Genomic DNA, 4,322 nt, shown 5'->3' with positions numbered 1-4,322 from the left:
ATTCCCTGTCGGTATCGTTCACCGGCACCTTCATCGTCTTCGTCTATGTCTGGCTGCCGTTCATGATCCTCCCCGTTCAGGCGGCGCTCGAGCGCGTGCCCGGCAATCTGGTCGAGGCCTCGTCCGACCTCGGCGCTTCACCGGGACAGACCTTCCGCAACGTGCTGTTTCCGCTGGCGCTGCCGGGCATCGTCGCCGGTTCGATCTTCACCTTCTCGCTGACGCTCGGCGATTACATCATCCCGCAGATCATCGGCACCTCGCGTCTGTTCATCGGCCAGGCGGTCTATTCGCAGCAAGGCACCGCCGGCAACATCCCGCTCGCCGCCGCCTTCACCGTGGTGCCGATCGTCATCATGGGCTTCTATCTCTGGGGCGCCAAGCGCATGGGGGCCTTCGATGCGCTCTGATGGTTCCCAGTCGGCTCCGCTCGGCCTGAAGATTGCCGCCGCCTGCGGGCTGCTGTTCCTGCACCTGCCGATCCTGCTGATCTTCGTCTATGCCTTCACCACCGAAGAGAAGAGTTTCGTCTGGCCGCCGCCAGGGCTGACGACGCAGTGGTTCGCCGTGACCTGGAACCGGCCAGATGTCTGGCAGGCGCTGTCGCTGTCGGTCAGGGTGGCCGCGATTTCGACGGCGATCGCGCTCATCCTCGGCACGCTCTGTTCGGCGGCGGTGTCGCGGACAAGATTCTTCGGCCGCGAAACCATCTCGCTGCTGGTCATCCTGCCGATCGCGCTGCCCGGCATCATCACCGGCATTGCGCTGCGCTCGGCCTTTTCGCTGGCCGACATCCCGTTCTCGTTCTGGACGATCGTGCTTGGCCACGCCACCTTCTGCGTGGTCGTCGTCTACAACAACGCCGTCGCCCGTTTCCGCCGCACTTCCGGTTCGATGATCGAGGCTTCGATGGATCTCGGCGCCGACGGTTTTCAGACCTTCCGCCATGTCGTGCTGCCCAACATCGCCACGGCGCTGCTTGCCGGCGGCATGCTGGCCTTCGCGCTGTCCTTCGACGAGGTCATCGTCACCACCTTCACCGCCGGCCAGCAGCAGACGCTGCCGATCTGGATGCTGGAAGAACTGATCCGTCCGCGCCAGCGCCCGGTCACCAATGTCGTTGCCATGGTCGTCATGCTGGTGACGTTGCTGCCGATCCTTGCCGCTTATTACCTCACCCGTGACGGCGACCAGATCGCTGGAAGCGGGAAATGAAAAACAGCGAATAGGGAGTAGCGAATAGGGATCGACGGTCAAACCCTACTCGCTTTCAGCTACTCGCTACTCGCTTCTGTAAAGGGAGAAACCTTATGGACACCCAGATGCTGATCGGCTCGAAATTCGAGAAGGGCACCGAGACCGAGGAGCCGATCCTCAATCCAAAGACCGGGGCGACCATCCTCAACCTGCCCGAGGCCAGCCAGGCGCAGATCGAGGCGGCGGTCACTGCTGCCGAACAGGCGTTCGTCTTGTGGTCGCGCACCACGCCGGCGCAGCGCTCCGGCTATTTGCTGAAGATCGCCGACCGCATCGAAGCCGACGCGAAGGAGTTCGCCACGCTCGAGGCGCTCAACTGCGGCAAGCCGATCAACGCCGTGCTCAATGACGAAATCCCGGCGATCGTCGATTGCTACCGCTTCTTCGCCGGCGCCGTCCGTTCGATGCCGGGCGTCGTCGCTGGCGAATACATTCCCGGCCACACCTCGATGGTCCGTCGCGATGCCATTGGCATCGTCGCTTCCATCGCGCCGTGGAACTATCCGCTGATGATGATGGCCTGGAAGCTGGCGCCGGCGATCGCCGGCGGCAACACCGTCGTCTTCAAACCGTCCGAGCAGACACCGCTGACGGCGCTGAAGCTGGCAAAAATCCTTGCGGACATCCTGCCCGAAGGCGTCGTCAATGTCGTGCTCGGCCGCGGCGACAGCGTCGGCAACACGCTGATCAATCATCCCAAGGTCAACATGATCTCGATCACCGGCGATGTCGCCACCGGCAAGAAGGTGCTGCAGGCGGCCGCCAAGTCGGTCAAGCGCACGCATCTCGAGCTCGGCGGCAAGGCGCCGGTCATCGTCTTCGACGACGCCGACCTCGGCGCCGTGGTCAACGGCCTGCGTGCCTTCGGCTATTACAATGCCGGCCAGGACTGCACCGCCGCCTGCCGCATCTACGCCGGCAAGAAGATCTACGACAAGCTCGTCGCCGATCTCTCCTCGGCCGTCTCGACCATCAAGTACGACCGCCCCGACGATACCGAAAACGAAATCGGCCCGCTGATCTCGCGCCGCCAGCGCGACCGCGTCTCGAGCTTCGTCGAGCGCGCCTCGGAACTGAAACACATCGAGATCACCACCGGCGGCAAGCCGGGCGAGGGCTCCGGCTTCTATTACCAGCCGACCGTCGTCGCCGGCGCGCTGCAGGAAGATGAGATCGTGCGCCGCGAAGTGTTCGGCCCGGTCGTCTCGGTTACTCGTTTTTCGGAAGTCGACGAGGCGGTGAACTGGGCCAATGACAGCGACTACGGCCTGGCGTCATCCGTATGGACCAAGGATGTCTCGCGCGCCATGGCGACGGCCGCCCGCCTGCAATATGGCTGCACCTGGATCAACACCCACTTCATGCTGACCAACGAGATGCCGCATGGCGGGTTGAAGCAGTCCGGCTACGGCAAGGACATGTCGCTCTACGCACTGGAGGATTACACCGCCGTGCGGCATGTGATGGTTGCGCATGGCTAGTTTTGCCTTGTCCCCTTGTGGGAGAAGGTGGATCGGCGCGTAGCGCCGAGACGGATGAGGGGTGTTCCAGCTTGACGCCAGCTTACCCCTCACCCGGGTTGCCAACCGATTTGTGAAGGACAAATCGGGGCAATCCGACCTCTCCCACAAGAGGAGAGGTAAGACCGCAGACCACTACTCCACGATGCGATAGATATTCCACAGGCTGGTGCCAGACACGACATAGGGCTCGATCTCCTTGCCCCATTTCGCGTGCGCGTCGATCTTGCCGATCTTGGCGAAGAACGCCTCCAACTGGGCCAGGCTTTCGACCTGGTGATGGGACTCGACCGTCGCCTCCCGCGCGCCGATCGAACCGGTCATGATCTGGAATTCCAGCTCGTCGAGGCCGACCTGTGACCCGATCTCGCGTTCCCATTTCTTCAACAGGTCGAGCACGGTCTGCTTGTGTCCGAACTTGGCGTCGATCTGCCATCTGGCGCTGAACATCGTCTTCTCCTCCAGGTTGCGGCCCAGGCCGCGGTTGATCCACGGTTGTTGATCTACTCGTCCCAGGCCTGCACGACGGTCTGTCTTGCGATCCGACCGTTCTTCAGCTCCAGCATCGCTGCGCAGAACACCTTGGTGCCGTCCGGATAGGCGCAGGCCTGGGTGAAGGCGAGGCTGTCGCCGTCGGCGATGGTGGTGTCGACCTTGTGGGTCATCGCCCGGCTGCAGATGTCGTCCCAGAATGTGGTGATCGCCGCGCGCCCGCGGATTTCACGCGGCTTGCTCGGCGGGTTGTTGCGGTCGATCACCCGCACCAGCGCGTCTTCGGCATAGAAGCTCGACAGCATCTTGCCGTCACGGGTTTCGATCGCCTTCTTGATCGCGGCGCCGTCCACTGTTTGGGTCTTGGTCAGCATTTCATCCTCCATTGGCCCGTCTTCCGACCGGGCGGTTGATGGTCGATGTGCCGTCCGGCGCTCATCGCCGGGCAGTGGTTCTTACTGCGACTTCGCCTTGACGGCCGCGAATACGTCGTCGGTCTGCTTCTTGAAGGTCGTCAGATCGACCTGGCTGCCGTTGAGCATCGTCGACCAATGGCGCACGATGGCGGACATCGCCACCGCCTCCTTGATCTCCTCGTCGCTGGCGCCGTTGAGCTTGGCCGCCTCGGTGTGGAAATAGATGCAGTACTGGCATGGGATCTGCGCCGCGACGGCGAGGCCCAAAAGTTCCTTGGTCTTGCCGTCAAGCGCCGTCTTCGGGTTGAGCTGCACGCCCTTAATCTCGGCCCAGGCGCCGGCGACGGCCACATCCGGCAGGGTCTTGAACATGTCCGGCACCGAGCCGAGCGTTGCCTCGATGTCCTTGTAGGCGGCCGCCGCGGACGCGTCCTCGGCCTTTGCGGGAGAGATGGCGAACAACGCGCCAACGCTTGCAGCGATCACAAGCAATTTGAGTGTCCGGTTCGACTTCAGCATTTCCTCCTCCGTTCGCAGCGCCTTTTCCAGCGACATCCGCCTAGCCTGCGTGGAGAGAATTGATAGCGCTTACCCGCCCATGGCCGCTTCGCCCGAAAGCGCCATGGCTCTCATGGCC

The 4,322-nt window shown here is 63.0% G+C and carries 6 protein-coding genes; 3 read left to right on the top strand and 3 right to left on the bottom strand.

Annotated elements, in window-relative coordinates:
* The 3 genes from EN879_RS25935 to EN879_RS25925 form a co-directional block, all read left to right on the top strand.
* Positions 1-410 (top strand): ABC transporter permease subunit (locus EN879_RS25935; protein WP_127274329.1); only part of this gene is annotated, 410 nt, incomplete at its 5' end.
* The gene (locus EN879_RS25930; protein WP_024503371.1) at positions 400-1,215 is read left to right on the top strand and encodes an ABC transporter permease; all 816 of its coding nucleotides are present in this window, start codon (positions 400-402) and stop codon (positions 1,213-1,215) included. The genes EN879_RS25935 and EN879_RS25930, both read left to right, overlap by 11 nt.
* Before the next feature lie 95 nt (positions 1,216-1,310).
* Complete coding sequence (locus EN879_RS25925; RefSeq protein ID WP_013528020.1) at positions 1,311-2,738, top strand: gamma-aminobutyraldehyde dehydrogenase; 1,428 nt, start codon at positions 1,311-1,313, stop codon at positions 2,736-2,738.
* A 174-nt stretch (positions 2,739-2,912) separates the two neighbouring features.
* Here EN879_RS25925 and EN879_RS25920 read toward each other — a convergent pair whose 3' ends face one another.
* From EN879_RS25920 to EN879_RS25910, 3 genes are all read right to left on the bottom strand, one after another.
* Positions 2,913-3,227 (bottom strand): hypothetical protein, encoded by a 315-nt coding sequence (locus EN879_RS25920; protein WP_013528019.1) that lies wholly within the window; start codon positions 3,225-3,227, stop codon positions 2,913-2,915.
* Positions 3,228-3,280: 53 nt separating this feature from the next.
* Entirely contained in the window at positions 3,281-3,643 is a 363-nt protein-coding gene (locus EN879_RS25915; protein ID WP_024503372.1) for a nuclear transport factor 2 family protein, read from the bottom strand.
* 81 nt (positions 3,644-3,724) lie between these two features.
* On the bottom strand, positions 3,725-4,204 hold the full coding sequence (locus tag EN879_RS25910) for a carboxymuconolactone decarboxylase family protein (RefSeq protein WP_013528017.1): 480 nt from the start codon (positions 4,202-4,204) through the stop codon (positions 3,725-3,727).
* Between the last annotated feature and the right edge of the window lie 118 nt (positions 4,205-4,322).

The sequence above is a fragment of the Mesorhizobium sp. M7A.F.Ca.AU.002.02.1.1 genome, from assembly GCF_003998535.1.
In the GTDB taxonomy this organism is placed as follows: Bacteria; Pseudomonadota; Alphaproteobacteria; order Rhizobiales; family Rhizobiaceae; genus Mesorhizobium; species Mesorhizobium ciceri.
Note: the sequence above shows the minus strand (reverse complement) of the source record. Positions and strands in the feature narration are given on the sequence as shown.